The organism is Vibrio sp. 1F263 (genome assembly GCF_041439035.1).
Taxonomy (GTDB): Bacteria; Pseudomonadota; Gammaproteobacteria; order Enterobacterales; family Vibrionaceae; genus Vibrio; species Vibrio tasmaniensis_A.
Genome location: NZ_JBGONI010000028.1, coordinates 32,583 through 55,811 on the forward strand (window position 1 = coordinate 32,583; position 23,229 = coordinate 55,811).

The 23,229-nt window shown below is 43.9% G+C and carries 19 protein-coding genes; 4 read left to right on the forward strand and 15 right to left on the reverse strand.

Going from position 1 to position 23,229, the window contains the following annotated elements:
* Positions 1 to 100: 100 nt before the first annotated feature.
* From ACED25_RS16535 to nrfB, 13 genes are all read right to left on the reverse strand, one after another.
* A complete protein-coding gene (locus ACED25_RS16535) occupies positions 101 to 1,639 on the reverse strand; it encodes a murein L,D-transpeptidase (RefSeq protein WP_371695702.1) in 1,539 nt (512 codons plus the stop codon).
* Positions 1,640 to 1,720: 81 nt separating this feature from the next.
* The gene (locus tag ACED25_RS16540) at positions 1,721 to 2,809 is read right to left on the reverse strand and encodes a DUF1513 domain-containing protein (protein WP_009848832.1); all 1,089 of its coding nucleotides are present in this window, start codon (positions 2,807 to 2,809) and stop codon (positions 1,721 to 1,723) included.
* Complete coding sequence (locus tag ACED25_RS16545; protein WP_371695703.1) at positions 2,799 to 3,860, reverse strand: imelysin family protein; 1,062 nt, start codon at positions 3,858 to 3,860, stop codon at positions 2,799 to 2,801. The genes ACED25_RS16540 and ACED25_RS16545 overlap by 11 nt, the downstream gene beginning before the upstream one ends.
* A 158-nt stretch (positions 3,861 to 4,018) precedes the next feature.
* Positions 4,019 to 5,407 (reverse strand): di-heme oxidoredictase family protein, encoded by a 1,389-nt coding sequence (locus tag ACED25_RS16550; protein ID WP_102250193.1) that lies wholly within the window; start codon positions 5,405 to 5,407, stop codon positions 4,019 to 4,021.
* A gap of 112 nt (positions 5,408 to 5,519) precedes the next feature.
* Entirely contained in the window at positions 5,520 to 6,779 is a 1,260-nt protein-coding gene (locus ACED25_RS16555; RefSeq protein ID WP_009848835.1) for an imelysin family protein, read from the reverse strand.
* A 177-nt stretch (positions 6,780 to 6,956) separates the two neighbouring features.
* A complete protein-coding gene (gene ribA, locus ACED25_RS16560) occupies positions 6,957 to 7,553 on the reverse strand; it encodes a GTP cyclohydrolase II (protein WP_009848836.1) in 597 nt (198 codons plus the stop codon).
* A 249-nt stretch (positions 7,554 to 7,802) separates the two neighbouring features.
* Complete coding sequence (locus ACED25_RS16565; RefSeq protein WP_009848837.1) at positions 7,803 to 7,979, reverse strand: hypothetical protein; 177 nt, start codon at positions 7,977 to 7,979, stop codon at positions 7,803 to 7,805.
* An 89-nt stretch (positions 7,980 to 8,068) separates the two neighbouring features.
* On the reverse strand, positions 8,069 to 8,509 hold the full coding sequence (locus tag ACED25_RS16570; protein ID WP_102258308.1) for a cytochrome c-type biogenesis protein: 441 nt from the start codon (positions 8,507 to 8,509) through the stop codon (positions 8,069 to 8,071).
* Complete coding sequence (locus ACED25_RS16575; protein WP_371695704.1) at positions 8,506 to 9,093, reverse strand: DsbE family thiol:disulfide interchange protein; 588 nt, start codon at positions 9,091 to 9,093, stop codon at positions 8,506 to 8,508. The genes ACED25_RS16570 and ACED25_RS16575 overlap by 4 nt, the downstream gene beginning before the upstream one ends.
* Complete coding sequence (locus tag ACED25_RS16580) at positions 9,074 to 10,996, reverse strand: heme lyase CcmF/NrfE family subunit (RefSeq protein ID WP_371695705.1); 1,923 nt, start codon at positions 10,994 to 10,996, stop codon at positions 9,074 to 9,076. Before ACED25_RS16580 ends, ACED25_RS16575 begins: the two co-directional genes overlap by 20 nt.
* Positions 10,997 to 11,124: 128 nt before the next feature.
* Positions 11,125 to 12,099, reverse strand: a complete 975-nt coding sequence (nrfD, locus tag ACED25_RS16585) for a cytochrome c nitrite reductase subunit NrfD (RefSeq protein ID WP_102258305.1) — start codon at positions 12,097 to 12,099, stop codon at positions 11,125 to 11,127.
* A gap of 2 nt (positions 12,100 to 12,101) precedes the next feature.
* Entirely contained in the window at positions 12,102 to 12,788 is a 687-nt protein-coding gene (gene nrfC / locus ACED25_RS16590; protein ID WP_009848842.1) for a cytochrome c nitrite reductase Fe-S protein, read from the reverse strand.
* 3 nt (positions 12,789 to 12,791) lie between these two features.
* A complete protein-coding gene (nrfB, locus tag ACED25_RS16595) occupies positions 12,792 to 13,376 on the reverse strand; it encodes a cytochrome c nitrite reductase pentaheme subunit (RefSeq protein WP_009848843.1) in 585 nt (194 codons plus the stop codon).
* Positions 13,377 to 13,857: 481 nt separating this feature from the next.
* Between nrfB and nrfA the strand changes: the two genes are divergently transcribed.
* Entirely contained in the window at positions 13,858 to 15,288 is a 1,431-nt protein-coding gene (nrfA, locus tag ACED25_RS16600) for an ammonia-forming nitrite reductase cytochrome c552 subunit (protein WP_017101428.1), read from the forward strand.
* 127 nt (positions 15,289 to 15,415) lie between these two features.
* Positions 15,416 to 15,760 (forward strand): rhodanese-like domain-containing protein, encoded by a 345-nt coding sequence (locus ACED25_RS16605; RefSeq protein ID WP_009848845.1) that lies wholly within the window; start codon positions 15,416 to 15,418, stop codon positions 15,758 to 15,760.
* A gap of 52 nt (positions 15,761 to 15,812) precedes the next feature.
* On the opposite strand, the gene ACED25_RS16610 is transcribed toward ACED25_RS16605, so the two are convergent.
* Together ACED25_RS16610 and gyrA are read right to left on the reverse strand one after the other, a co-directional pair.
* Positions 15,813 to 16,442 (reverse strand): tetratricopeptide repeat protein, encoded by a 630-nt coding sequence (locus tag ACED25_RS16610; RefSeq protein ID WP_371695706.1) that lies wholly within the window; start codon positions 16,440 to 16,442, stop codon positions 15,813 to 15,815.
* A 271-nt stretch (positions 16,443 to 16,713) separates the two neighbouring features.
* Complete coding sequence (gyrA, locus tag ACED25_RS16615; RefSeq protein WP_371695707.1) at positions 16,714 to 19,419, reverse strand: DNA topoisomerase (ATP-hydrolyzing) subunit A; 2,706 nt, start codon at positions 19,417 to 19,419, stop codon at positions 16,714 to 16,716.
* Between the two features lie 258 nt (positions 19,420 to 19,677).
* Between gyrA and ubiG the strand changes: the two genes are divergently transcribed.
* Both ubiG and nrdA read left to right on the forward strand, forming a co-directional pair.
* Positions 19,678 to 20,424 (forward strand): bifunctional 2-polyprenyl-6-hydroxyphenol methylase/3-demethylubiquinol 3-O-methyltransferase UbiG, encoded by a 747-nt coding sequence (gene ubiG / locus ACED25_RS16620; protein ID WP_371695708.1) that lies wholly within the window; start codon positions 19,678 to 19,680, stop codon positions 20,422 to 20,424.
* 504 nt (positions 20,425 to 20,928) lie between these two features.
* Positions 20,929 to 23,211 (forward strand): class 1a ribonucleoside-diphosphate reductase subunit alpha, encoded by a 2,283-nt coding sequence (gene nrdA, locus ACED25_RS16625; RefSeq protein ID WP_371695709.1) that lies wholly within the window; start codon positions 20,929 to 20,931, stop codon positions 23,209 to 23,211.
* Positions 23,212 to 23,229 lie beyond the last annotated feature (18 nt).

Sequence of the window (23,229 nt, forward strand, 5' to 3'; positions counted from 1 at the left end):
ACCTTTGCACGGTTAGTTATTGATCCACATTATAATTTTATCAATAGAAGCTTGGTTGTCATTTTTTGGTCAAGATCACCCTTATTGGCTTCAATGATGGTTAACCACCCTCTTTATCATATTGGTAGATGTCACCACGATACTGTATGCCCCCTTCTTCAAACAGCACGGTTTGATAGATGATATGCACGGGGATTCGCTTCTTGAGGCGAACCTTAGTATTAGGAGCAAGATCGTTACTTTGGTTAGGTACTTTCCTTACCTTGGTGGCAAACAACAATTCAGCCAATTCCTCTGCATGTTCGACACGTATACAACCTGAACTGTAAGCACGGAAATCATCATTAAACAGGCCTTTACTTGGCGTATCGTGCAGATAGATAGCTCGCTTGTTGGGTGTGTTGAACTTGTACAAACCTAGTGCATTACGTGAGCCTGCCTGTTGACGCATTCGATATGGGAACGAATTGAAATTGATGGTCTGCCAATCGATACCTGTGGTGTCGACGGTTTCCATGGTGCGCCAACCATCAATCACTTGGAAGTTGTGTGTCTCTAGGTAGCTTTCGTCCGCTTTTACTTTAGGCAAGATGTCTTTGACCATGATTTTCCATGGTACGTTCCAAGTAGGATTTAAGATAACCGAATCTAGGTTTATCTCTAAAAGCGGTGTTTTTCGCGACTTTCTGCCCACGACAACTTTGGACTCAAAGACCTCTTCACCATCTTCCCAATACTTCATATCAAAACTAGGGACATTGACGACGATGAGAGAGTCTCTGTCTCGTGGCCACAAACGAACACGTTCGGCATTGAGAGCCAGCGAAGTCAATCGTTCATCAAAGCTCATGTTGATCCATTTGATCGTATCCGGCCCAACGATCCCATCGTCTGTAAGGCCGTGCATTCGCTGAAAAGACTTAATCGCTGTTTGCAGATCTTGGTCAAATACAGGGAAATCGACCGCGATCATCGAGGTATCAACACCAACCAAAGCAATGCGCTCAATAAGAATAGTTTTGTCTGAAAGCTCATCACCTAAGCGTTTCAACCCTTTCTGTCTGTATCGCTCTATATTGAGTTCAGACGCAGTTTCTAGCACGGAGTAGGTCGCCTTGAATTGGTCAAAATCCCCAACAGGCGGCGCATAGGACAATACCATTTCTAATAAGTAATCGTTGGTGACACTGCTTTTCAATCTCATCAGGATATGTGGAGAAGGCGCAGGCAACTTGGAATGCAGCTTGCCCGAGAAATACCACTCTTTACCGGCAAGTGGCGCATTCTCAACGTAGCTTAGGTAATAGATAAAGGTGTCGGTTAACAAGATGTCCAACTCTTGCCATTGCCCACGAGTTTGATAGTGGCGGATTTGTTTTAACTGACGATCGAAAAGAGGCGCCATTTGCGCTTGTTCGAGAAGCGACAACTGGAATTCAAAAGCTTTAACAAGTTCCGGTGAATCCCAAAGGATAGGAAGAGAAGAGTCTTGATAAATACTCTGGGTGAGCTCTGGATAAATCAGCATAAAAGAGAGCTCTGAATCAGCCGGAATGAATCGGCTCTCGTCAGAACTCGTATAGCTCCATGCATGCACAGAGACTAACACCAATAATCCACAGAAGTATTTTGCTAACATGCTTAACCCCATCACCAATCATCTCATAAGTATGGCAAAGAAATAGGAGTAAGCATGTTATTTTTTAAGGAGTTTTATGAGCTAGATTGCACTCCAGTGGTTATCCCACTGGACCGATGATTGCTGAGTTGATTTCTCATAAGGCTTGTGTTGGCTCACCACACTGCCCGCTCCAGAGCTGAGTCGAAATTCACCATCAAGCAGCACTGCGCCAGAAGCATCAGACAACGCAGAGAGTTCCACTAACTCTTTAGTCTCTTTAGACCAAATACCATAACAGTTGCCTCTTGGCGAAGTCGCAATAATCCAATCATCTGACGCCGCAATACTGGCGATATAGTGATTGAACCTTGCCCATTGCTCTGGTTCTGCATTCAGTGATTCAAACTGCCCGCCTTTGGTATGCATCACCAAAAGTGAAGGATACTCATCTGGTTCACCACGATATTGCTGGCCACATAGTACGGTTTCAGCACCATCATGGGCTAAGTGTCGAATGCTCAGCTTCTTGTCTAGCAATTCAACCTGATCAAGCAGCGCACCTTCAGGTGAAACATAACTTAAACTCGGTTGCATTGAATTCAAGTTTTTCGGTGTTCTACCGTCAGTATGAACGCCGCCAACGCCGATCGCGAGATTTCCATCCGGCATGATGATCACTTCATGAGGGCCAATACCAAAGCCAGTGAACTCCTCGACCTTACGATAGCCTTGTGAGACATCGTAAACACCAATCACACCTTGGCTGCTGTCGGTTTTCCCTTCCGTGGCATACAGTAACTTGCCATCTAATGAGTAAACGCCATGACCATAGAAGTGGCGATTGTTACCTTTCACGACCATCTTGATCTGCTGACCATTTTTATAGTCAAACACCATAAAATAGTCACCAGGACGACGAGCAAAAACCACCGCATGTGATGATGTTGGGCAAATCGCGACGCCATGCCCACGATCTGGGATCGGCAGCTGACTCAGCGGCATACCATATTCGTCAGCCACAACCGCTGAATATTGGCCACGACCATTCAGCGCACAGCCGATCAGTTGAGGATCATTAGATGTGCTTGCGGCGCCAGAGCGACTAGCGCAGCCAAACGGAAGTACAGGTACAGCTGCACAACCCAGTGCAGCCTTGAGTAGCGTTCTTCGTGTAGTATCAGTCACCATCGGTAGCATTAAATCCTATTACCACGCCAAGCTCTATTGCCACTTCTTCATGAATCAGGTACTTCAAACGTTCTAGTTTGTTGTATTGAGTCAGCACATTTCGATAGCCCTCTTTGCTCTGCAGCAACTCGAACAAACTTGAGTCTGTAGGCCAAGTATCTAACGTTAGCGTGAACTGGTCAGCAACACGGTCAGCAAGGTCATTTAAGCCCTTCTCTCTCAACAAGCCGTCTAGGCCATTGCCATCGGCTAGGTACAAATTCTGAAGTGCTGCTACATTCGCTTTTAGTTGAGTCATCGAAGTTTGTGCACGCCATGATTCTGAGAAGTAAGGACGCGGATGACCGATTTTAGCCATCGGACGACTCAGCTTTTTCATGCTGTAATCAAGTTGGTTGGTCAATAAAGCGATGTATTCAGACTCCCAACGAGTCTCGTCTAACGCTAGCCAAGGGTTAACCTGCCATGCCTGTGCAATCGAAGATGACTTAATCGCTAAGTTTTCAGTAATCGCTTGTGATGATTGGCAGCCTAGTGCTTTGTCTTGAAGCAGTGGCGATTGCTCGTCATAAAGCGACCATTCCAACGCGCCTAGCCCTTGAACGGTAACACTCTGCTGCGCGATTTCGTCTTGAGACCATGCTTTATCCTGCTGAGTCAATTGACGCATTTTAAGACCGGTGGTGTTCTTCTTATCTGGCCAAAATTGAATATTCCAGCTCTCTTCAAGTGCCGCTGTTGGGCCTCTTTCTTGTCCTTGCAGTGCCATCCAACTGTTCATAGTGAGCTGCCACTGATTTTTCAAAGCATCTAACTCAACATCATTAGTTTGGCAGTAACCCTGCATCAAGACTTCTAGCTCGTTGGCTTGCTTGGCGAATAGGACGGCTGAATCAAACTCTTGTTGATACACACTGCGACTGATGTGATCGGTCGTATCTGATTGATAAGACACACCATTAACCTCAGATGAAGCAGCTTGTTCACCCGATGATTGGCAGCCTGCCATGATTAATACCGACAAAGGCATTAACAAAAATTTATGCGTCATGCTGTTACCTTACTTCCTAATTTTTCTTTTAATTATATGAGTTCATTAAATACCAAACGACCGCTGACCTCGTAATCCTACAAATTCAGCGGTGCTAAGTGGTTTGATAGCGGCTTTCTTAAGTCACTAGCCGTCAACTAAACTGAATTCAACTCAGCCTATAACGAGTTTAAGAACGCCAATAGCGCTTCACGTTCGCTGCTACTAAGAGCTAAAACGTTTTGTTTCGCCATTTCTGCTTCACCGCCATGCCAAAGTACCGCTTCCATCACATTTCTTGCTCGACCATCATGAAGCAGGAACGTATGACCATTCACTTCTTTGGTATAGCCTAATCCCCATAATGGCGTCGTGCGCCACTCTTGGCCGTTGGCAAGATATTCAGGGCGATTGTCGGCTAAGCCTTCCCCCATATCGTGCAACAACATATCGGTATACGGACTGATTAATTGCTTAGACAACGCAGGTAACCCTTCACGCTCTGCTGTGCGAATTTCAGCTTGGTGGCAACTCTGACAACCAACGTCTTTAAATAGTTTTTTGCCTTGCACGACGGCTGGGTTGTCTACGTTACGACGAATAGGGACCGCTAGATGCTGCGAATAGAACTCAACAAAATCTAGAATATTGTCGCTGACTTCTGGCTCGCCTCCATTCGGAAAATCATCACAGGTTGATTGTGCTGATGTGCAGTTTTCATTCGGGAATAAGCGACTCGTTAAGCCCAAATCACCGTTAAACGCCGCCGCATTTTGCTGCATTAGGTTTGGCTGGCCAGCTTTCCAACCGAATCGACCCAACGCCATTTCGTTAGTTTGAACATCAAGAACGTAGTTCGCTTTGCCTGAAACACCTTGCTTGTCGGCCAACTGCTGTTTAGCAAATCCGAGAATCGTTTCTTGCGGGATGCTTTCAAGTAAACCAAGGCCAATCATTGGCGGCGCAACACGAGCTGAAAACTCAGTTTTAGGATGCATCTCGCCAAAGGCAAGATCAGTAATCTTTAAAATTGGTTTACGCAAAGTAACGACTGTACCGTCTTTGAATTCAACAGGAACATCGGTGTAGCTGATGTTCACTTTGCCCTCGGGTTTTACACCTTGAAGCGCGAAATCTTGTAACTGGCCGCCGTAAGTTGGTTCAGGAATACCACCATCACGAATGAAGGCTTGTCTCTGCTCTGGCGTTTCAGCAGGGATACTTAAGCGGACCAACAATGAAACCGCGTTCTGGTCATCTTTTTCAGGCGCATGACCACGACCATCTTTGATGTGACAGTTTTGACAACCGTTGGTATTGAACAATGGACCTAATCCATCACGCGCATCGGTTGATGACGGCGCAGGAACCCAAGGGTTTCTAAAGAAGCTGTTACCTACGCTGAAATCCAAACGTTTGCTCATTGGAAGGTTGGCTGCAGGAAGAGAAAAAGCGTTCGCGCCCTCTTTCTTTACTGTGGTTTTGCCTCCAGAGTAGGTTTCATGGGCGTGCAATGGAGATAAGAAAAACAGTGCGGTTAATAGTGAGGCTGAGAGATACGACTTCATACATTGCCTTGCTGTGTTTTTGATTTTAGTTTTTATTAGGGAGTAACTTTTTTGAATAACAAACAATTAAGGGCTCAATAAGAGCCCTTACAATAGTTTTGGACTCGGGTTCTTAAAACTCGTGATCCGCTGTGTCTGGGTTTAGGCTATCAATGCCAATAACACCAGCAGCACGCTCGATTGCAGCGGTTTGAGACACTAGCGCAACAATAGTTTTGTTTACTAATGCGTTACCCGCAGCATTGTCAGCAGCAATTAGCTGATCGAAGTGCTGGTTATTTTTCTCTGCTGACACAACAAGTTGACCAACTTGCGCACGTGCTAGGTCAAACTGCTTTTGGATCTCTTTCGCCGCTTGCTCGTCTTTTTGCTCAACGAGGTCAAACAGGCTAGGACCTGAAAGTAGAGAACCATCTTCACGCTTGTACAAGCCAGTGTATACGTTGTAGATACCTTGCTCGTTGTAGTAGTGAGAGTTATGCGTGTTATCAGAGAAACAATCATGCTCGTCTTCAGTAGAGTTTGCTTCTAGTGCAACTTTCATACGCTCACCCGCTAGTTCACCTAGAGATAGTGAGCCCATACCAAATAGCATTTTACGTAGACCGTTCTCGCTAGATTCAGAAAGAAGCTCTTGACGGTAGTTGCCTTTTTCGCCTTCAGCCCACTGCTTTTCCATCCACTCTAAGTCTTGGATAAGTAGTTCAGCTGATGCTTTTAGGTATGCGCCACGACGGTCACAGTTACCATTAGTACACTCAGCACCAACAACGAAATCAGTGTAAGCACGCTCACCTGCACCGCTGTTAGTACCGTTTAAATCTTGGCCCCAAAGTAGGAATTCAATCGCGTGGTAGCCAGACGCTACGTTCGCTTCAGAACCACCGATCTCGTTCAGGTCTGCAATTAGCTCTGGAGTAATGTTAGTTGCGTCTACTGTTGTCTGACCAATTTGGAAAGTCTTATTTGCAACGATGTTTGCGCTAGCGCCTTCGTTACCAAGTTCATATTGGTAATCAGTCGAAACGTAATCGATAAGGCCTTCATCTAGCGGCCATGCATTTAATTGGCCTTCCCAATCATCTACAACAACGTTACCAAAGCGAAAGACTTCAGACTGTTGGTAAGGTACACGAGAGTCTAGCCAAGCTTGCTTTACTTGTTCGAAATTGCCAGCAGAAGGAGAAGCTAAGAAGGTATCAATAGAAGAGTTCAACGCTTTTGCTGTAATTACTGAATCTGCAAACACTGCATGAGCAATATCGGCGTAATGTTCTACAACTTGATCTTGAGTTACTGCTGCAAAAGAAGAAGCAGAGGCAAAAATGAGTGACGAAGTTACGGCTTTTGTCACTAAAGATTTAATGGTCATGAAGCATCCTTGTTGAGCTTTGAATTATTATTCGTAGTAATAGTGCAAACCATTATCATTTACACTACAGATTTGAATAATACAAACTTACAATTTTATTGCAAGATAAATACAAAAAAACCTCACATTTGTGAGGTCTTTAAATACTTTTGTGCTATAGCAATAAAAGGAAGCTTATCAAATATCCAGATTATGCTTACCGTGTGAGACTTTCGCCTTCAGGTAACTCTCATTTCCCGACTTGATATGTGCAGAAGTATTCACCACTTCTTCAATCTCAATACCGAAAGATTTCAGCTCATTGATTTTCTTAGGGTTGTTAGTAACCAAACGAATTTTTGTGGTTCCTAAAGCGCGAAGCATTTCTGCCGCTTCGGTAAAGTCGCGTAAATCATCACCAAAACCTAGGTGGTTATTCGCTTCATAGGTGTTCATGCCTTCGCTTTGCAGACGGTACGCATCGATTTTGTTATACAAACCAATACCACGACCTTCTTGGCGTAAGTAAAGAATCACTCCCCCCGTCTCACCCATAATTCTGATGGTTTCATCTAACTGCTCACCACAGTCACAGCGAGAAGAATGAAAAACATCACCAGTCAGGCACTCAGAGTGCATACGAACAAGAGGTATGTCTTGTGTCTTATCCGCTGATTTAAATATCACAGCAACATGCTCTTTATCTGTTTTCAATCCATGAAAAGACAGAAGTTCAGCATCAATACTGCTTGTTACCCCTACTTTGAAATCTATTCTGGCACGCACTTCCGCCATAGCTATACTCACTTGAAAATTCGATGTATTTAACAACACTACACTATATGTCTAGGCAATATTTTGTAGCTAACTATCTAATGATAGACACTATGAGGCTGTTAACAATTTTTTTCAAGGTCGACCACGTACAAATTGTTATATTATAACAATTAATTTTCTGGGTAACAAAAAACCCCACGTTGGGATGACCAACATGGGGTTATAAATCAATCAATTGCGGCTAAGGCTACACTTTTTGCGGAACGATCAGCTTAGTTGAGTTTGCTTCCAGATAACAAGCTGCACCCAAGCATTCTCTAATTCACTTAACTCTTCTTGTGTCAGTGTAGAGATGCTCGACTTTGCACTGTATTTTTCTGCCCATTTATCAGAACGGACATGAGTATAGAACTCTTTTTTTAAATTTGAGATTACGTTATCCACAAACACATCCTTATATAACAGTGCTTAGCCTTTATAATCCGTTAATATTACAAAATACAGCTCAATTGGTAAACAGTAATACACAATTTTTATGAGTCATTCCTAACACTCGCTACTGATAAATATACAAACAAAAGAAATAATAGGCTCGGTAACAACCAAAGTAATATGTTTGAAACACTCATTGCTGGCTTATAAAGCACAAATTCACCAAACCTTTCTGTCATGTACTGAGTGATTTCATTGTTACTCTTCCCTGCTTTCACCATATTGAATACAACAAGGCGTAAATCTTTTGCTATGGGAGAGTTCGACTCAATCAAATTTTGATTCTGACATTGTGGACAGCGCAGCGATTTTGCCAAACTAATAGCACGCTGTTGTTGATTAGGGCTTTCAAACTCAAATAACTCTACCTGAATGCTTGTATCTTTATCACTCGCCGTAAACAAATCCTCAGCTAATACAGGGAAGTTGACGACAATAGCAGCGCTAAGTATGAGCACTATGTTGAGTAGGAACTTCATCATCCATTTGTACCTTTAAAATAGTGAGCGAGTTCTTTACGCCAAACCGATTCATTAATCACACCTAGCAACTTCTTCACGATTTGGCCTTCAGCATCGACTAAATACGTCTCAGGAGTACCGATTACGCCCAGCTCTAAAGCCAACTTCCCTTGAGGATCACTGATCACAGTTGCGTACGGGTTGCCATCGTTGGACAATACATTGAGCGCTGCCCCAGGGTTATCTCGATAATTGAGACCCACAATTGGAATGCCTTTCTTCTGCAGTTCGAGTAAAAAAGCGTGCTCGGTTTTACATATTCCGCACCATGAAGCCCATACATTGACCAGTTGGTAAGGATGTTGAGTAATATCAGAAAGCGTAAGCTTAGCCGTTTCAGAACTTAATATTTCAGAGCTTAATGCTTCAGAATCGAATGACTCATCAGTAACGAGTTTTTCTGCCGTAAATTCAGGGAAAGCCCTTTTTTGCTCTGAAACGCTGGTCGTTTGTTGCTTATTGTCGAGCGCATATGAAAATGCAACGACCAAAGCAACAGCCACTGAAAATAGAGCAATGAGTTTATTACGAACGCTGGTATGCATACTGTGCAGCCTTAACGGTTTTCTTTTTACGATTGGTCAGTGAAAGCACAGCACCTAGAATTGAGAACAACCCACCAAACCATATCCAACGAGCATACGCTTTGTACTGAACTCGAAATGCATAAGCGGTAGCGTCAACTTTCTCACCCATGGTTATATACACATCGCCATGCCAGAACCATTTCATTGCGGGCTCGCTCATGTTCATCACTCGAACTTGGTAATGTCTTCTTTCCGGCGAAATAGAAAAACTTTGCTCGCCAGTATCTAGCTTAAGTATCGCCTTTTCAGCGGTAAAGTTTGAGGTGACATAAAGCTCTGTATCTTCATGAGCAAGCGTCCAGTCCATAAACTCCACCTGTTCATCTGGGCTTAATTTATAGCTGCGCTCAAACGAGTGGTAACTGTTCATTGCAGCACCTACAGCTAAGACCGCGACACCGACATGGGCAAAGGTCATCACCCAGACTTTTTGTTGGAACTTGGAACTGCCCGTTACCGCTAGGCCATAAACATGAGTGAGTAAAACCCAAAATGCGAGTGACCATGTCATCAGAGCCATCACTTGTCGTTGGACTTGTTCCACTTGCCATGAATAACAAACGTAACCCAATGCCAACGACACCAAAGCTAACAATGAAATAACACCTTTGGTTGCTTGAGGTTTAACACTCAACAATGGGGCTAAGCCAACCACGCCAAGTGCGAGCAAAGCCAAAGGCGCAATCAACAGATTAAAGTATGGCGCACCGACCGATATGTTACCCAGCCCAAGCAGCTCAAAGACCATTGGATAAAATGTACCAAACACCACAACAGCGGTCGCTAATACAAAAATGAGCACCGCGACCAGACTTAAAAAACTCTTACTGGCGAAGCTAGTAATCGGGTTAGATTCAAAAGACTCCCCTCTAATGATAAGAAGAGAGAAAGAGCTCACTAGCACCAACATCAATATAAGTAGCAGTGCGATACCTTTGGTCGGGTCGACAGCGAAAGCGTGTACCGATGTGAGTACACCAGAACGAACAATAAAGGTGCCTAAGATACTCAAACAAAATGTAATGAAAGCAAGACTTAGAGACCACTTCAGAAGCTGTTGTTTACCCTTGGCAACACCTAAACAATGCAGCAAGGCTGTCGAAGTGAGCCACGGTAACAAACTGGCATTTTCAACAGGGTCCCAGAACCACCAGCCGCCCCAGCCTAATTCGTAATACGCCCACCAAGAGCCAAGAATGATCCCTGCAGTTAAAAAGATCCAAGCGACTAGACACCAACTGCGACAATGAGCAACCCAATCAAACTCAATAGGGTCAACCAGCAAAGCGGCAACTGCAAATGCCAGCACCACAGAAAAGCCTACATAGCCAAGGTAAAGCAATGGAGGGTGAAAGATCAGGCCGACATCTTGTAACATTGGGTTAAGGTCACGCCCTTCTAGCGGCAAGATCGAATTCATTTCAAATGGGTTTGATGAAAATAAGGTGAACCAAGCAAATATCGCGAGCAGTAGATTCATTACCCACAACACACGGCTTTGGTATTCATTCGAATAGTGTTTTTGTAAGGCAATCACGCCAGACCAGACGCTGATCGTCAGTACCCAAAATAACAAAGAACCTTCATGGCCCGCCCATACGGCTGCTAGCTTAAAAAATGAGGGTAATTGAGTATTTGAATGTTCAGCGACATAGAGGATAGAGAAGTCATCACTGACAAAGGCATAGCCAAGCAATGCGACAGAAGTGACAGAAAACAATGCACTTGAAAGAGAGAAACTGCGGACTAAACCTATATTTTGCGTCCGTTTGTTTAGCATTTGATAAAACGAATGCACACCAATAATGCTACTGAGTACAGCAACCAACACTAAACTAAACAGCCCCAAAGAACCGACCATATCACCTCAATAAGGCTCCGCTAGAGCAGAGCCGATCTGAACACGCATCTCATGTTTACTAAAAGCATGTTCATTAATAAGCAGATGTCTAGTATCCAACATCTGCTCACTAATAAACTTGCGCGAAATTAAGCTATCGTTAACTGCCCTGCATAAAGGACAAAAGTTCGCAGCATTAATACGCCCATTAGGCTTAGCGAAGTCACGGAGAAAATATACACCGAGCTATGGCGGATTGATGTTGGTGTGACGGCATTCAACAACAACGGTAAAACCATACCAACACCGATGACGCCATACCAGAACCAACTCGCCCAGAAACCACTGCCAATTGCGTTCCATACTGCTTGTTCACTTTGACCGCCAGCGAAGATCAGCCCAGTAAAGAAAGTAATAAGAACAAACAACTCAAACATCACAACCGGGCGTTCAAAACCGTGGATCCATGAAATACTCGGGCTATGAGGTGACTCTTTAAAGACCAACACACCAAATAAAATACACGCCGCCGCACCCGAAGATAAACTCGAGAACAAGAACAAAATCGGCAGTACTGGGTTATTCAATAGTGGGAAGGTATTTAAAGCTGACAGCAAGAATCCGGTATAAGCGGCAAGCATCAAAGCAAGAACAGCTAGGAATATTTCCAGAGCATTCTCAAACACTTCTAATTTGCCAATCCAGTTCCCGACAAAGTCGAGTCGTCCTTTTAACCATGTTTGGTCACTCAAGAACACGACAATTTGATCTCTAAATATAATGCCGATCCAAAGGAACAAGATCACCATATACACTTGGAATAAGATCACACCCATCGACATCACAGACGTTGGATTATAGAAGATCATGATCTTCCAAAATGACAGTGGTTTTGTCAGGTGGAAAACCAAGATCAGCAGACCTGAAATGATCCCAAATGGCGCAAGAAAAGCTGTCGCCTTTAACACACCATTATGAGCAGGATCGCCTTCAATAACCTTACGCTTGAGATAAATGGAGATCATTACGGCACCCGCCGACATCCCCGCGAGAAATAGATAGATTGCTATAATCCAGTCCCATACCACGGTACCAGACTGAAAAGCTGCGTCCCATGCACTCATAATCAAATCTCCCCTTTTTGGTGTGGCACTTTATAGAGTTTTGGTTGAGTGCCTAGATAGGCTTTATCTCTGTAAACCACCTCGGATTGAAGTACTTGGTTTATCTCACTCTTAGGGTCATTTAAATCGCCGAATGTCAGCGCTTTGGTTGGGCAAGATTCGACACAAGCAGGCAACTTCCCTTGTGCTAGATTGGTATCACGACAGAAGTTACATTTATCGGCTGACTTGTTCTCTGGATGGAAAAAGCGCACTTGATATGGACACGCTAACAAACAGTAACCACAACCGACACACTTCTCTTTGTGGACATCAACAATGCCCGTTTTTTCATCTTTGTAGGCAGCACCTGTTGGGCAAACCATGACACACGGCGCGTTATCACAATGTTGGCAAGAGTTACGAGTAAAACGGTAATCAACATTGGGATATTCGCCTTGGGGTTCGCTCTTAATAATTTCTAAGCGCGACACGCCTTCAGGTACTTTATTCACTTCACGACATGCTTCTGTACAAGCAGTACAACCAATACACGCGGTTTCGTCATGAATCATTCCATAACGTTTAGCACCATCTTCTTGAACATTAGCTAGCGTTTTACGACTTGTCACCGCAGCGGTTCCTGCTACACCCGTGGTAAAAATAACGGCACCAGCGCCTGCTAAAAAGTTTCTTCTTGAGCAGCTCATAGATTACTCCCCTTCTTTCTTCTGGTTGAAGTCTGAATGGCAATCCACACACAGCTTAATGGTTTGCTTTTTATCTAAGCCCAACACCTTTGCTTCAGTCGCATGAACATCATGGCAGTTTGAACACGTTAAGTTTTGCGCGTGAACATCGTGAGTCCAGCTAGCTTCACGCAGATCATCAGGTTTGTGACAATCGATACATTGGCTATTGGCATCTAAAATTAAGCTAGGATCGAGGAAAACCTTTTCGGTTCCTGGTTGTGATTGAGCCGCGCGATACTTCACCACTTCAGGTGCACCTTCTCGGTGATCGGGGCTAATTGAACTATGACAATCGGTACAATTTACTTCACGGCCAAGTAAAGCGTGTGCACTTTCACCATGTGAACCCAATACCGTTTCTTTTGAATCTTTATGGCATTGAACACACTTGTAGTCTTTGTCGCGGATTAATTCGACTTCATGTCTTGTTGATTCTCCTACTGGCGTAACAGCAGGCTCAGCAACAGCATGAATGGAATAACCATAGAGGCAGAATGCTAGAAGGGATTTAAGCATTATGACTATGGCCAATTTAATATTGCCCATTTTATCCTTTCCTTATACCGGCATTATTTAACTCTCAACTAAATAATATTCCGGTTAAACAAAAGTACCCTTAAACGATATTATTACCGCTTAAATGATATCAATTCTTATTTTGGATAAGCCACAACGCTTTCTATAATCAGAATATACCTCTAATTAGGTAATGCGAAATTTGAATGGGTTAATATGTGAACACAATCACCCTATTTATATAGTGGTCAATTTAGGTAATTGATTGTTATATATGATAATAATTCTCAATTAAATTTTAATACCACTAACCACCAATACCCCTTTAGGGGTATATAAACTTCAACGTGATTGAAGTCACTACCGTTAATTGATCTAAGACAAGCTATATCCAACACGTAACAAAATGTGTTTGTTTATGAATTAATATAAACAGGAATTCTCCAGTTCTTAATTTGAATAGCAAACTCACAACGCTTGGTATAAGAATCAGTATATTGGAGATATCACTGTGAAAAAGCATTGGATACGTAATTCGGTCACAGCACTATTAATGGTTAGCGCATCACTAGCAAGCGCGACCAGTTTTGCTGCGTCTGAACAAAAAGAAATTGGCGACCCTCGTAACGACCAGTTCGAGCAAAACCACCCAGATCAATATCATTCATGGAGACAGACTTCAGAAAGCGAAGTTATTGAAGATGCACTAAAAGAAGATCCCAACATGGTTATCATGTGGGCTGGCTACGGCTTCGCAAAAGATTACAACAAGGCACGCGGTCACTTTTATGCGATTGACGATGTACGACAAACGCTTCGTACAGGCGGCCCAACAGACGAAAGCTCTGGCCCAATGCCAATGGCGTGTTGGAGCTGTAAGAGCCCAGACGTAGCTCGTGTTATCGAAGAGCGTGGTGAAGATGGTTATTTTGAAGGTAAATGGGCGCGTCTTGGCAACGAGATCATTAACCCTATTGGCTGTTCAGACTGTCACGACACCCAAAGCGAAGGCTTTAAGAATGGTGAGCCAGCACTGAAGGTGACTCGTCCTTACGTTGAGCGTGCATTTGAAACGATTGGTAAAAAGTTTGATGAACAAAGTCGTTTAGACCAACAAGCTTCTGTTTGTGCTCAGTGCCACGTGGAATACTACTTCACAGGGCCAACCAAAGGTGTGAAATTCCCTTGGGACCAAGGTACAACCGTTGGCGACATGGAACGTTACTATGATGCAATCAACTTTAAAGATTGGACGCATAAAGTATCGAAAGCACCCATGCTGAAAGCACAGCACCCTGGCTTCGAAACATGGCGCGAAGGCATCCACGGTAAGAACAAAGTCGTTTGTGCTGACTGTCATATGCCAAAAGTGACCAAAGAAGATGGCACCGTTTATACCGACCATAAAGTGGGTAACCCATTCGACCGCTTCGAAGATACGTGTGCAAACTGTCACACTCAATCGAAAGAAACCATGCGTAACATCGTTTCAAGCCGTAAAGCGCAAGTACTGAACATGAAGCTGACAGCTGAGAAACAAATCGTTGCTGCTCACTTTGAAGCAGGCGCAGCATGGGAAGCGGGTGCGACAGAGCAAGAGATGGAACCTATCTTACTGGATATCCGTCACGCTCAATGGCGTTGGGACTACGCTATCGCGTCTCACGGTATTCACATGCACGCACCTGAGATCGCTCTAGAAGTGCTTGGTACTGCCGTTGACCGCGCCGCGGATGCTCGTACCAAGATTGTTCGTCTACTGGCGAAGAAAGGCATCACCGATCCAATCGAGATTCCAGATATCTCGACAAAAGAAGCGGCTCAAAAAGCGCTTGGAATGGACATGGATAAGATGAACGCAGAGAAACAGCACTTCTTAGACACGGTTGTTCCTAAATGGGAAGAGCAAGCTGAAAAGCGTGAAGCCAACTACGAATACTAGTTTCTTCCATTAGACCATTAAGTAAAAACCAGTCACACTATTGTTGTGTGGCTGGTTTTTTTAGGTTTTAGGGGAATACAGATCAATATCGAATCCCCGATCCACTCGCCAATTCAAGGAATAAACAATGAAAATCTTACTTTCGCTTTCGGCATTATGTATTGCACTACTCAGTTCAAGCGTTCACGCATCTGAGCGTGCTGAGACAGGGTGGGAATTAATAGAGAAAGGTGCATTAGTGGTTGATGTCAGAACACCTGCAGAGTTCGAACAAGGGCATCTAGACAACGCCATCAACTACCCTCTTTCTGAAGTGGCTACTCACTTTGCTAAGATAGATAAAGACCAACCCATCGTGTTGTACTGCCGTAGTGGCAATCGTTCAGGGCAAGCTTATCAATTCTTGCGTGCTCAAGGGTTTACTCAAATCCACAATGCTGGTGGCTTAATCGAAATGCAGGAAAACCAATAGTCTTCGAAATGAGAGACTTAAGTAAGATCGCCTCTTTAGCAATTAGCCAAGCTTAGCGGATCATCTGTTTGGCTTGGTTGATCGAATGAATAATAGAGACACGATCAATGCCCTTTTGATTGGAATCTAAGATTTGAGTCCACGCATCAATCGCTTGTTGATAGCGCATACTAATGAAGTGATCGGTCGCAATCAGCATCAATGCCGTACGATCATTGGGATCAAGCTGCATGGAGTGCTCCAGCAACGCATTAACATCATCACTCATCGCTTGAGAGCTAAGATAATAAAGTGCCGTTGCTTTGGCAGCATAGAGGCCAGAAGGCGCTTGAGGATCTAAGCGAATCGCGTAGTCGTAACAGGTAAACGCAGCATCAAACTCCCCTCTCTGCATGTACACACCACCAAGCTTAAACCACAAATCGGATTGATTCGGGTCTTGCTCAAGGCTTTTCTGAAGTTCATCTTCGAAATCTGTTGCCGTGTAGTTATTATTATCATCCAAAGGCAGTTGAGGTAACTCTTGTTTAAGTTGAGACCAGACAAGCACACTCAAAGCCACAGCAGTAAGTGAAATCATCACATTGCCTTTTAGATGACTGCCATTGTTGTTCGCGGCAATAACGATCACAATCAAAAACAGACTCATCAGTAGTAACGCAACCAACAACCAGATATCCATTCCACATCCCTTTTATTTAGCTCTATCTCCTACTCTATCGTTTTCGCCGTGCCTCGTTATTGATCAAAGTTTAGCGTTCGAGATTTAGTGATCAAACTTTCGCATAAAAGCGACGGGGTAAGATTGGTGCTCAGACCTAAGCCATAAGCCATAAGCCATAAGCCATAAGCCAAATGAAAAGAGAAGAGAAGTGAAATGACAGGCAATAAAAAACCGAGCACTTAGGCTCGGTTTTTTCAATGGTAAGCTTAATTACTTAACGTAATCGAGATTACTCAGTGTCTTGCTCGCTATCACTTTCAGAGTCAGAAGCATCTGATGCTTGCTCTTCACTTGATTCAGAAACAACCGTTCCTTCTGCATTAACTGTTTCTGCGTTTACTGCGTTTACTGCGTTTACTGCGTCAGCATTTGCTTCTTCAGTTTCTTCGCCTTCAACAATCTCAGCTTCTTCTACTTCGTCGATACGTTGTAGACCTACAACATTCTCGTCTTCAGCAGTACGAATCAGTGTCACACCTTGAGTGTTACGACCAACTTGGCTTACTTCCGCTACGCGAGTACGTACTAGTGTACCTGCGTCGGTGATCATCATCATTTCATCGCCTTCTTCAACCTGAACAGCACCAACTACTGGGCCATTACGATCAGAGACTTTGATAGATACTACACCTTGCGTTGCACGGCCTTTCGTTGGGTATTCAGCCAGCTCAGTACGCTTACCGTAACCGTTTTGAGTCACAGTTAGGATATCGCCTTCGTTTGAAGGAACAATCAGTGAAACCACTTGATCGTCTTCTGGAAGCTTCATACCACGAACACCAGAGGCAGTACGACCCATTGGACGTACTTTGTCCTCGTTAAAGCGAACAACTTTGCCCGACTTCGAGAACAGCATGATGTCGCTATTACCGTCAGTAATATCAACGCCAATCAGTGAATCATCGTCACGTAAGTTAACTGCGATTAGGCCGTTAGCACGTACGTTTGCGAATTGATCCAGTGATGTCTTCTTAACGGTACCGTCGCCTGTTGCCATGAAGATGAATTTCTCGTTAGAGAACTCAGAAACAGGCAGGATAGCCGTAATACGCTCACCTTCTTCTAGAGGAAGAATGTTAACGATAGGCTTACCACGAGCCGTGCGGCTTGCTTGAGGCAGTTGGTAAACTTTCAAGCGGTACGTTTTACCACGAGTAGAGAAACATAAGATGTTATCGTGAGTATTAGCAACAAGCAGACGCTCAATGTAATCCTCATCTTTCATCTTAGTTGCACTCTTACCTTTACCACCACGACGCTGAGCTTCGTAGTCGCTTAGGATTTGGTACTTAACGTAACCTGCGTTAGAAAGCGTTACTACAACGTCTTCTTGAGCGATTAGCTCTTCCATGTCGATGTCATGAACCGCTGCTGTGATTTCTGTACGACGTTCGTCGCCATAGATATCACGTACCGCTTCAAGTTCTTCACGGATAACTTCCATCAAACGCTCAGTGCTTGCAAGGATATGCATTAGCTCAGCGATCTCTTCTAGAAGTGCTTTGTATTCGTCTAGAATCTTCTCGTGCTCAAGGCCAGTTAGGCGGTGAAGACGAAGTTCTAGAATAGCTTGCGCTTGAGTTTCCGTTAGGAAGTATTGACCATCACGGATACCGTATTGGTCTTCAAGCCAATCTGGACGGGCTGCATCAGTACCAGCACGTTCAAGCATTGATGCAACGTTACCAAGATCCCAACCACGAGATACTAGACCAACTTTAGCTTCTGCTGGTGTTGGTGCGTTCTTGATCAGTTCAATGATTTCATCAATGTTTGCAAGCGCTAAAGATAGAGCTTCCAAGATATGTGCACGGTCGCGCGCTTTCTTCAATTCGAAGATAGTACGACGTGTCACAACTTCACGACGGTGATCAACAAAACACTTCAACATATCTTTAATGTTGAAAAGTTGTGGTTGGCCGTTGTTCAGAGCAACCATGTTGATGCCGAAAGTTGTTTGCAGTTGAGTTTGTGAGTAAAGGTTGTTTAGTACAACTTCACCGACAGCATCACGCTTACATTCAATAACAATACGCATACCATCTTTATCAGATTCGTCACGCAGTGCACTGATGCCTTCAACTTTCTTGTCTTTTACAAGTTCTGCAATCTTCTCGATCAGACGAGCTTTGTTCACTTGATACGGAATTTCAGTAACGATAATAGTTTCTTTACCGTTCTTTTCCGTTTCAATTTCAGCTCTCGAGCGCATGTAGACTTTGCCTCGGCCAGTCTTATATGCATCGACAATGCCCTTACGGCCACTGATTAATGCTGCTGTCGGGAAGTCTGGACCCGGGATGTAGTCCATTAGCTCATCAATAGTGATGTCTTCATTATTGATAAATGCTAAACAGCCATCAACAACTTCGCCAAGGTTATGCGGCGGGATGTTGGTAGCCATACCTACTGCGATACCAGAAGCACCGTTAACCAATAGGTTTGGTATTTTTGTTGGTAAAACTGCTGGTATTTGCTCGGTTCCATCATAGTTAGGAACGAAGTCAACCGTATCTTTATCAAGATCCGTTAATAGCTCACCAGCTATTTTTGACATACGAACTTCGGTATAACGCATTGCCGCAGCTGAATCGCCGTCAACCGAACCAAAGTTACCTTGGCCATCGACTAACATATAGCGTAGTGAAAACGGCTGAGCCATACGAACAATTGACTCGTATACCGCACTATCACCGTGTGGGTGATATTTACCGATTACATCGCCTACTACACGAGCAGACTTTTTATATGCTTTGTTCCAATCATTACCTAATACATTCATCGCGAACAAAACGCGGCGGTGTACTGGTTTTAGGCCATCACGCACATCTGGAAGGGCACGACCAACGATGACGGACATCGCGTAGTCTAGGTATGAACCTCTAAGCTCATCTTCAATATTTACGGGCGTGATCTCTTTCGCTAGATCGCTCATAGAGCCATTTTCCCTCTATAGTCAGATCGTATTTTTGAATACGTATAAGACCGAAAAATATAACACAAATTTACCTACGGAGGCATCACTTTCCCTCTCCTTTTACCATCTTGTGACCCTTGTAGCCAATCTATTGATGAGAAATTGCACCTCAGCGTCATATCTTGCTGAAACATGGTCACTTTACACTCAATAAACTAGCAAAATTGTAGATCTTCTGGTCAGCAGGAAAAGGCAAGTTATAATGCCTGCAATTTCATGGATGCATTATTTAACTTGGAAATGCCGATTATGACTAAATCACAAAACGTAGACCCAGCAGAAATCAAAAAATTCGAAGACATGGCGTCGCGCTGGTGGGAGCTAGAAGGCGAGTTTAAGCCACTACATCAAATCAACCCACTGCGCCTAAATTACGTTCTAGAGAAAACCGAAGGCCTATTTGGCAAGAAAGTTCTCGATGTTGGCTGCGGTGGCGGTATTTTGGCTGAGAGCATGGCCGTTGAAGGTGCGCTAGTCACTGGTTTAGATATGGGTAAAGAACCGCTAGAAGTCGCTCGTCTGCATGCATTAGAAACCGGCACCAAGCTTGATTACATTCAAAGCACCATTGAAGATCATGCTGAGCAAAACCCACAAACTTACGATGTGGTGACCTGCATGGAAATGCTAGAGCACGTACCAGACCCACAATCGGTTATCTCGGCTTGTTCAAAGTTGGTTAAACCAGGCGGCCATGTGTTCTTCTCGACATTGAACCGTAACTTTAAGTCTTACCTATTCGCTATAGTAGGTGCAGAAAAGCTACTTAAGATTGTCCCAGAAGGTACTCACGACCACGAAAAGTTCATTCGCCCAGCGGAACTTATCAAGATGATAGACAACACTCCGCTGCAAGAATTGGGGATTACAGGACTGCACTACAACCCGTTAACGGACACTTACCGTTTGGGCACAAATGTAGATGTTAACTACATAGTCCACACGCAAAATCTCACCCGATAACTATTAATATCCCCAGCTTAAAATCTTTTAGAAAAAGACGATTGAAAAGAGTTGTAATTAACATAACTTTACGACTTTTTTCAGTCTAAATTTCGTGCGCTCGCTTCCATTTTGACCACCTAGATTTAATTTTAATCATCCAAAATCCATTGCCCATTTTGCTCAAAGATCAAGGGATTTTTTTTTATGTGTGCGCAAAAATAAAGCAACCTTAAAAGGCTATTTTTATACAATCAAGTCACATCGAACCTCGTCAGTTAGTGGTCACTTACAGTTTTTTTTCAATCCACCACTTATCCACAAGCACTCCCATTTCTTTACCTTGAAAAATATAAGCTGTAGCACTATCTTGTAACCCAACAAACAAATGACCCCTATATGTTGTGTTTGAACTACAATGTATGGGTAGACCAAGATCACAAAGCCGAAACGTAATTTACAAAAATTACACAGAAATACACAAAAACACGGCTTTGTTCAGTTTTGTTAGGGAAATTAAGCAGAATGAACCAACAACTTACTGTTACCAAACGTAACGGGCGCAAAGAAACAATCGATTTAGAGAAAATCCATCGAGTGATCACATGGGCAGCTGAAGGCTTGCACAATGTTTCTGTATCACAAGTAGAATTGAAAGCTCACATTCAGTTTTATGATGGCATCACCACCACTGACATCCATGAGACAATCATCAAGTCAGCAGCGGATTTAATCTCTGAAGAGACTCCTGATTACCAATATCTAGCAGCACGTCTGTCAGTATTCCACCTACGTAAAAAAGCGTACGGCGAGTACGAGCCACCGGCTCTATATGACCACGTTGCAAAACTGGTTGATATGGGCAAATACGATAGCCACCTAATGGAAGACTACACGAAAGCTGAGTTTGACGAGCTTGACGCGTACATCGACCACAAGCGTGACTTAGACTTCTCTTATGCAGCGGTCAAGCAGCTTGAAGGTAAATACTTCGTGCAAAACCGTGTAACAAAAGAAATCTACGAGAGTGCTCAGTTCCTTTACATCCTAGTTGCTGCTTGTTTATTCGGTAAATACCCGAAATCAACTCGTCTGGATTACATCAAACGTTTTTACGACGCCTCGTCTACGTTTAAGATTTCTCTACCTACACCAATTATGTCTGGTGTACGTACGCCTACTCGTCAATTCAGTTCTTGCGTACTGATCGAGTGTGGTGACAGCCTTGATTCTATCAACGCAACAGCAAGCTCTATTGTTCGTTACGTATCTCAACGTGCTGGTATTGGTATCAACGCAGGTCGTATCCGTGCGCTTGGTTCTGAAATTCGTGGTGGTGAAGCGTTCCACACTGGCTGTATCCCTTTCTACAAATACTTCCAAACAGCAGTAAAATGTTGTTCTCAAGGTGGTGTTCGTGGCGGTGCAGCAACCGTGTTCTACCCACTATGGCACGGTGAAGTTCAGTCTCTATTAGTACTGAAAAACAACCGTGGTGTTGAAGAGAACCGTGTTCGTCACATGGACTACGGCGTACAGCTTAATAAGCTTATGTACTCTCGTCTTGTTCAAGGTGGCAACATCAGCCTGTTCTCCCCTTCAGATGTACCTGGACTTTACGATGCGTTCTTCGAAAACCAAGAGCGTTTTGAAGAGCTGTACGTTAAGTACGAAAACGATCCTTCAGTGAAACGTGAAACTGTGAAAGCGGTTGAACTGTTCTCTCTACTAATGCAAGAGCGTGCTTCTACTGGTCGTATCTACATTCAGAACGTTGACCACTGTAATACACACAGCCCGTTTGATTCTGAAGTAGCACCTGTTCGTCAATCGAACCTATGTCTAGAAATCGCGCTACCAACTAAGCCACTTTCTAACGTGGAAGATGACGAAGGTGAGATTGCACTGTGTACGCTTTCAGCGTTCAACCTTGGCGCAATCAATGAACTCGACGACTTAGCAGAGCTTTCTGAGTTGGTTGTTCGTGCACTTGATGCACTGCTTGATTACCAAGACTACCCGCTTCCAGCAGCACGTAAGTCGACAATGAACCGTCGTACTCTAGGTGTGGGTGTAATCAACTACGCATACTACCTAGCGAAGAATGGTGTTAAGTACTCTGATGGCAGTGCAAATGGCCTGACTCACCGTACTTTTGAAGCAATTCAATACCACTTGCTAAAAGCGTCTGTTGAACTAGCGAAAGAGCAAGGCCGTTGCCCATCTTTCCACGAGACCAACTACGCGAAAGGCCTACTGCCAATCGATACTTACAAAAAAGATATCGACTTAGTATGTGAAGAGCCGCTGCACTACGATTGGGACACGCTACGTGAAGAGATCATGGAGCACGGTCTGCGTAACTCTACGCTAACAGCGCTTATGCCTTCTGAGACTTCGTCTCAAATCTCGAACGCGACTAACGGTATCGAGCCACCACGTGGTTATGTATCAGTGAAAGCGTCGAAAGACGGTATCCTGAAGCAAGTTGTTCCTGATTTCTTAAATCTTAAAAACAACTACGAACTACTTTGGAACATTGGCAATAACGACGGTTACCTGCACTTAGTGGGTATCATGCAAAAATTCGTTGACCAAGCTATCTCTGCAAACACTAACTATGATCCAAGTGTTTACGACAGCGGTAAGGTACCAATGAAGCAGCTGCTTAAAGACCTGCTAACTGCATACAAGTATGGTGTTAAAACGCTTTACTACCATAACACTCGTGATGGTGCTAAAGACGACCAAGGCGATGCAGTTCAAGTGCCGGAAGAAGATTGTGAAGGCGGCGGTTGTAAGATCTAAATCGCAATAAACATTAAG

Excerpts from the sequence above, each read along its gene's own strand:
- ACED25_RS16535 (WP_371695702.1), bottom strand. The coding sequence starts at position 1,639 with ATGTTAGCAAAATACTTCTGTGGATTATTGGTGTTAGTCTCTGTGCAT.
- ACED25_RS16540 (WP_009848832.1), bottom strand. The coding sequence starts at position 2,809 with ATGGTGACTGATACTACACGAAGAACGCTACTCAAGGCTGCACTGGGT.
- ACED25_RS16545 (WP_371695703.1), bottom strand. The coding sequence starts at position 3,860 with ATGACGCATAAATTTTTGTTAATGCCTTTGTCGGTATTAATCATGGCA.
- ACED25_RS16550 (WP_102250193.1), bottom strand. The coding sequence starts at position 5,407 with ATGAAGTCGTATCTCTCAGCCTCACTATTAACCGCACTGTTTTTCTTA.
- ACED25_RS16555 (WP_009848835.1), bottom strand. The coding sequence starts at position 6,779 with ATGACCATTAAATCTTTAGTGACAAAAGCCGTAACTTCGTCACTCATT.
- ribA (WP_009848836.1), bottom strand. The coding sequence starts at position 7,553 with ATGGCGGAAGTGCGTGCCAGAATAGATTTCAAAGTAGGGGTAACAAGC.
- ACED25_RS16570 (WP_102258308.1), bottom strand. The coding sequence starts at position 8,509 with ATGATGAAGTTCCTACTCAACATAGTGCTCATACTTAGCGCTGCTATT.
- ACED25_RS16575 (WP_371695704.1), bottom strand. The coding sequence starts at position 9,093 with ATGCATACCAGCGTTCGTAATAAACTCATTGCTCTATTTTCAGTGGCT.
- ACED25_RS16580 (WP_371695705.1), bottom strand. The coding sequence starts at position 10,996 with ATGGTCGGTTCTTTGGGGCTGTTTAGTTTAGTGTTGGTTGCTGTACTC.
- nrfD (WP_102258305.1), bottom strand. The coding sequence starts at position 12,099 with ATGAGTGCATGGGACGCAGCTTTTCAGTCTGGTACCGTGGTATGGGAC.
- nrfC (WP_009848842.1), bottom strand. The coding sequence starts at position 12,788 with ATGAGCTGCTCAAGAAGAAACTTTTTAGCAGGCGCTGGTGCCGTTATT.
- nrfB (WP_009848843.1), bottom strand. The coding sequence starts at position 13,376 with ATGGGCAATATTAAATTGGCCATAGTCATAATGCTTAAATCCCTTCTA.
- ACED25_RS16605 (WP_009848845.1), top strand. The coding sequence starts at position 15,416 with ATGAAAATCTTACTTTCGCTTTCGGCATTATGTATTGCACTACTCAGT.
- ACED25_RS16610 (WP_371695706.1), bottom strand. The coding sequence starts at position 16,442 with ATGGATATCTGGTTGTTGGTTGCGTTACTACTGATGAGTCTGTTTTTG.
- gyrA (WP_371695707.1), bottom strand. The coding sequence starts at position 19,419 with ATGAGCGATCTAGCGAAAGAGATCACGCCCGTAAATATTGAAGATGAG.
- ubiG (WP_371695708.1), top strand. The coding sequence starts at position 19,678 with ATGGATGCATTATTTAACTTGGAAATGCCGATTATGACTAAATCACAA.
- nrdA (WP_371695709.1), top strand. The coding sequence starts at position 20,929 with ATGAACCAACAACTTACTGTTACCAAACGTAACGGGCGCAAAGAAACA.